General features: G+C 40.1%; 6 protein-coding genes. 1 reads left to right on the top strand and 5 read right to left on the bottom strand.

Annotated features, from left to right (window positions below; genetic code table 11):
* The first annotated feature begins 25 nt into the window (after positions 1-25).
* The gene (locus ACTHJT_RS10385) at positions 26-1,789 is read left to right on the top strand and encodes a cellulase family glycosylhydrolase (protein ID WP_440237955.1); all 1,764 of its coding nucleotides are present in this window, start codon (positions 26-28) and stop codon (positions 1,787-1,789) included.
* Positions 1,790-2,059: 270 nt separating this feature from the next.
* On the opposite strand, the gene ACTHJT_RS10380 is transcribed toward ACTHJT_RS10385, so the two are convergent.
* The 5 genes from ACTHJT_RS10380 to ACTHJT_RS10360 all read right to left on the bottom strand — a co-directional run bounded on the left by ACTHJT_RS10380 (position 2,060) and on the right by ACTHJT_RS10360 (position 4,972).
* Positions 2,060-3,010, bottom strand: coding sequence for a hypothetical protein (locus tag ACTHJT_RS10380; RefSeq protein WP_440237954.1), 951 nt, complete (start codon positions 3,008-3,010; stop codon positions 2,060-2,062).
* Positions 3,011-3,103: 93 nt separating this feature from the next.
* Positions 3,104-3,310, bottom strand: coding sequence for a hypothetical protein (locus ACTHJT_RS10375; protein ID WP_440237953.1), 207 nt, complete (start codon positions 3,308-3,310; stop codon positions 3,104-3,106).
* Positions 3,310-3,669 (bottom strand): DoxX family protein, encoded by a 360-nt coding sequence (locus tag ACTHJT_RS10370; RefSeq protein ID WP_440237952.1) that lies wholly within the window; start codon positions 3,667-3,669, stop codon positions 3,310-3,312. Before ACTHJT_RS10370 ends, ACTHJT_RS10375 begins: the two co-directional genes overlap by 1 nt.
* 63 nt (positions 3,670-3,732) lie before the next feature.
* Positions 3,733-4,653, bottom strand: coding sequence for an SRPBCC domain-containing protein (locus ACTHJT_RS10365; protein ID WP_440237951.1), 921 nt, complete (start codon positions 4,651-4,653; stop codon positions 3,733-3,735).
* The gene (locus ACTHJT_RS10360; protein ID WP_440237950.1) at positions 4,640-4,972 is read right to left on the bottom strand and encodes an ArsR/SmtB family transcription factor; all 333 of its coding nucleotides are present in this window, start codon (positions 4,970-4,972) and stop codon (positions 4,640-4,642) included. Before ACTHJT_RS10360 ends, ACTHJT_RS10365 begins: the two co-directional genes overlap by 14 nt.
* Positions 4,973-5,147 lie beyond the last annotated feature (175 nt).

The raw sequence follows: 5,147 nt of genomic DNA, 5'->3' as shown, positions 1-5,147 counted from the left end.
AACTCATAATTCATAATTCCATAACATGAAAATCATATACCTGTTACCTGTATTTTTACTATGCACATTACGTGTTGTTGCACAGCAATCTCCAAGTTTATTAATTGAAGATTTTGAAGATGGAAATTCACAAAATTCATTGGGAGGCTATTGGTATAGTTTCAATGATAATGCCGCGGGCGGCAAAAGCCGTCTGGTGCAGCAAAACTGGCAGAAAGAAGCCTTTATAACCACCGGCGGCTACCAATCCAAAGGCATGCTGCATGTCGATGTTATCCTCGAAAAGGCCAACTATCAATGGAATCCTTATTATTCCCTGGCAACAGGCGTTGATAAAACAGCTGCTGTAAATCCATCTGCCTATGCCGGTATTTCCTACTGGCACAAAGGTGTTGCTCATAAGGTGCGGGTACAGACTCCTGAAGTAAAGGATTATGACTATTATTCCATGCGCGTGCCGGCAAGTAATGACTGGACCTTGGTAACCATTGATTTTTCTATGCTGAACCAGGAAGGCTGGGGTAAAAAAGTCGATCTGAACCTGGATAATTCGGTTAAGCTTGTATGGAACCTCGATGAGACTTCGGGAGATTTTGAAATCGACGAGATCCGTTTTGTCAAGGAGATCAAGTATGAAAAACAAAATAACATGCAGATCCTGCCGGCTCAGATTCCGGCACCGGTTGCTGTTAAAGGTAATATATCCAGTCCGCTGAATGACCTGTCAAAAAAATACCTGACCAAAGGCATGAACCTGGCCAGCTGGGCAGAAGCCAACAAAATTACTTCCGCCAACCCGAAAGACTGGAAATACAATGAAGCCATTATTAAACTTCAGTCAGAGCAAGGCTTGCTGGGTATCCGCTTCCCTATTGACCTGGATCTGTATATTGAAGACAGACTGAAAGTACTGAGCGGTGAGAAAAAGAAAATTGTCATAGAACCCATGTTGTATACATTGCTGGATTCCATGAATAACTGGACCAAGCGATACAAACTTTCTTTAACCATCGATTACCATGCTTATGATGGAAGCTACAACAGAGCAGCCTCTAAAGATCCGAAATTCAGAGAAGCCGTATCTTCTTTATGGAGAATTGTCGCACAACACTTCGTGCATGAAAAACGTGAAGACTTATTCTTTGAACTCACCAACGAGCCGTGCCTGAGCTTGCCGGAGGGCGAATACATTGACCAGGCCGACTGGACTCTGTTGGCGCAGATGATGATCGATTCCATCCGCCGGGTTGATAAAACAAGACCTGTTATTTTTGGAGATACAAAGTGGTACAGCCTGGATGAGCTGATCAAGAACAAACCATTAAAAGATAAATACGTGATCTATTCATTCCATATGTATGACCCCTTCATCTTTACGCACCAGGGCGCCAGCTGGACAAACATGGGCACCATGAAAGGTATCCCGTTTCCCTATTCACCTGAAAGATGGTCGACCGAATTCAGGGATTTTGGGATTGTTGACGGCACACCGGATTGGGTGAAAGACCAGGCAAAAAGATATTACCAGGAAGGCAATAAACAGTTCATTAAAAACAGACTGGCGCAGGTAAAGAACTGGGCCTATGACAACAATGTTCCCCTGATCTGTAATGAATGGGGCGCTTTACCAAATACGGCAAAGATCGAAGACCTGAATGCTTACTTCAAAACCATGGGAGAAATTTTCCGCGAGATGGATATCTCCTGGCAGGTATGGTTCGGTATCATGGATTCTGAGCACAAGCTGCTGCCGGGCATGGCAGAGGCGCTGGATCTGAAGAAGAAGTAATTTATGAATTATGAATTATTTAAAAGTTTATCTGCAGTTTTCAATTCATAATTATTTTTTTTGTAGAGGTATGAATGCGTGCAGTACATAAAGACTAAAATAGATACCAATAGCTATCTGATCATTGATGATCAGATAGCAACCACTGTAATTAAAGCATCCCTAAAACAATCATTCTTTAATTTATTAGGTATAATCTTAGTAGTTTTTTTATTTTTTTTTATAGAACATTAAACAGTAGCATTTAAAATAATACCTATAAATTATTTTTCAATACTGCGTAATCGCATACTCTGTAGCAATGGTAATATTCATCATTTCTTCCATTGCAATGTGGGCGTTCATTTTAATATATTTAGGCCAGTTATTTGTTGAATTGAAATTAAAACTCCGGTCTTCTGTAAACACCATCTTATCCAGCATCTCTTTTGTATACTTGTCTGCAGACTGGCTGTTTATATAATCCAGCAGTGCCTGTCTGTTATAGATCACATCATAAGCTACCTGTGTCTCTGTTGGCTTTCTTGAAACAGTTTTGGTGCTTAGCGTAGCAGCTACACCTTTGTGATTCAATTCAAAATAATTCATCCTGCTGAACAACATGGCCGAAACATTTAATTTACCTGTCAGCGGATATTTGATGTTGTAACCACTCATCAAATATTCAACCTGATCCAGTGTTTCGTTCATGACCTGATCCTTAGTGGCAAGTTTGCTACTCATTTCAAGTTTTAAAGAATCCAGTTTTTCCTGTGGAATACCGTATTTTGTTCCCATAGATGTCATCAGCGCATCGCCCATTTGATGAAGCACAAGCTGTACCTCTTTCCAGTTGAGGAGATCCTTTACTTCGCCCTGCAGACTTACCCGAACGATCAATTTCATTGCTGTGGCTTGTTTCATCATTTCACCAAGATTTTTTTCAAGTTCCTTGAAAAGTTCTTCCATCGGTCCGCCACCGTTCATACCCAGGTAATTCATGTCATACACTTCAATGGTATAACCTTCGGCATCTTTTTGAGTAACTTTTAATTTATATCTTGTATTGGCATCCATAGGTATATCCATTCCCAGAATGTTCATCTTGATAGATCCTTTTTCCTGTACCAACAGGCTGTCTCCGACTTTCCATTTGGGAATGATCAACTGTGGCGGCTGAGCAAGCACGTCCAGTTGTAAAGCACATGCAATGAAGATGAGTAATAGTATTTTTTTAATCATATGGGGAAGTTATTAAACAGGTTTCTGTATATAGTAACCTGACCCTTAAAAATAAAAAATGTTTCCGGTAAATTAAGCAGGAAATATACGTATCTACAAAACACTGCAATCTGCATTCGTTTGCCCTACAATCTTACAGACTTTTTCAGAATCAATCTTCTCCCCTTTGATGCGAAGGATTTTATCACAATCTTCCAGATCAAAGTTGATCAGATAATCAGGAAAATGTTCAAGAAGCCGCTGAATAATACTATGCGCTTCATCGGCTTCCTGAACATTTGTTTTAAAAACCTCTACCATCAGTTAGCGGCGTATACTTTATGATATGAAATGTAAGACGCTGTTAATACTAAAAAGGCAATGATCGGGAAGAAAGATGTTGCCACCATGCCATCCACAGCAATCATGCTATAGATAGCAGCAATAAAATCCAGGCCAAAGCCTGCATAGGCCCACTCCTTTATTCTCCGCGGCACCTGCGGAACAATTAGCGCAAGGCCGCCCGCCAGTTTAAAGAGAGCCAGCATCAGTCCAAAATATACCGGATAACCCAGGTGTGCCATGGCCGCCTGTGAATCGGGCATTTTATACGTGAAGATTGGCATTAAACCCTGCATCAGGAATAAGAAACCGGTTGTTACCCAGAATAGAATTTTCATAATGAATTGTTTGGTTTAGTTTGTACTTAATAGTTTTTCTCCTTAATTATTTGAAATCATTCTTTACTTTTTCTCAGCGAAGTTTAGCATCCAGTTGATGCCATATTTATCGGTAACACTACCGTAGTATGCGCCAAAAAACATATCCTCCAGCGGCATCGTTATTTTTCCACCTTCAGACAATGCTTCAAAAATACGTTTTGTTTCTGCTCTTGATTCAGGCTCTAAACTGATGTGCATGTTATTACCAGAGGTTAGAGTAAAGCCCATGCTTTCCGGTGCATCCGTAGCCATGATGATGTAACCACCAAATATTTCCAGTTCGATATGCAGGATCAGCTTCTTGTCTGCATCAGATAAAGGAGGCATGCCTTCATGTGGTGGCACATCACCTAAGCGTTGAATACCTTTCCCTACAAATTTTCCATTAAAAATAGTTTTGTAGAAATTCATTGCCTCTTCGGTAGTACCGGGAAAATTTAAATAATTAGTTACTCTTGCCATAGTAGATTTTTTTAATTGCTGACGGATTGTAAAAGCTGCTTCCAGATAAACATTTAATTTTTCCAGGTTTTGTTTCAAACCTTCGTCTGCTTTAAATGTTTTCACGGTTTGTATAAACTCTTCTTTAGTATTAAAGAGCATATGCCATTGTATAAAAGTTTTATCCTGCTTCTTTTCAAAGAGTATGGTTGCTAAAAATTTCGGTCCGCTGATATGCTCATACACGATCTTTTCATGCTTAACCACTTCTCTGAAAATACTTTTGTTTTTATAGTCGGTACCATCCGGGCCATGCATCACCAGATCCCAGGCGCCGTTCGGCTGGATCTCCATTTTTGTAATGGTGTTGGTAAAGCCATTTGGGCCCCACCAGTTTTTAATATGTTCAGGGTCTGTCCATACTTCCCACACCAAATCAATGGGCGCATCCAGCAAACGGGAGATCCGCAGTTCGCGGTCTGCGGTATTATTCTTTTCCATTCGGTTTATTCTGTTTAAGTTTATCTAAATACATTTCCAGCGCATCAAAACGCTGTTCCCAGAATTGCTTATACTGCTCCACCCAAACCGAAACTTCATTCAGCTTGTCCAGACGGGCTTCACAATAACGTTCCCGGCCAACATCCCTGATCTCTACCAGTCCACATTCATTGAGAATCTTGATATGCTTTGACACTGCAGGTCGGCTGATCTGGTAATTCTCTGCAATGGCATTCAGTGTTAAGGTCTGTAAAGCCAGTAAACCCAGAATAGATCTGCGGGTTGGGTCGGCTATTGCCTGAAATACGTCTCTTCTCATAGGATATGAGTTATGAATAATAAATGATTCGAGGTATTTACAATGGTTAAATATTTATGAAAGCTGTTCATTTCTCAAAAAAACCATTTAAGTAACTAATCGGTTACAAATATATTTGTAACCGATTAGTTACGCAAGTAATTTTAGTTTTTTTATTCCGAAAAGTTTCGTTTCC

Origin of the sequence: Cytophaga sp., assembly GCF_051961495.1 — a bacterium.
In the GTDB taxonomy this organism is placed as follows: Bacteria; Bacteroidota; Bacteroidia; order Cytophagales; family Cytophagaceae; genus Cytophaga.
Note: the sequence above shows the minus strand (reverse complement) of the source record. Positions and strands in the feature narration are given on the sequence as shown.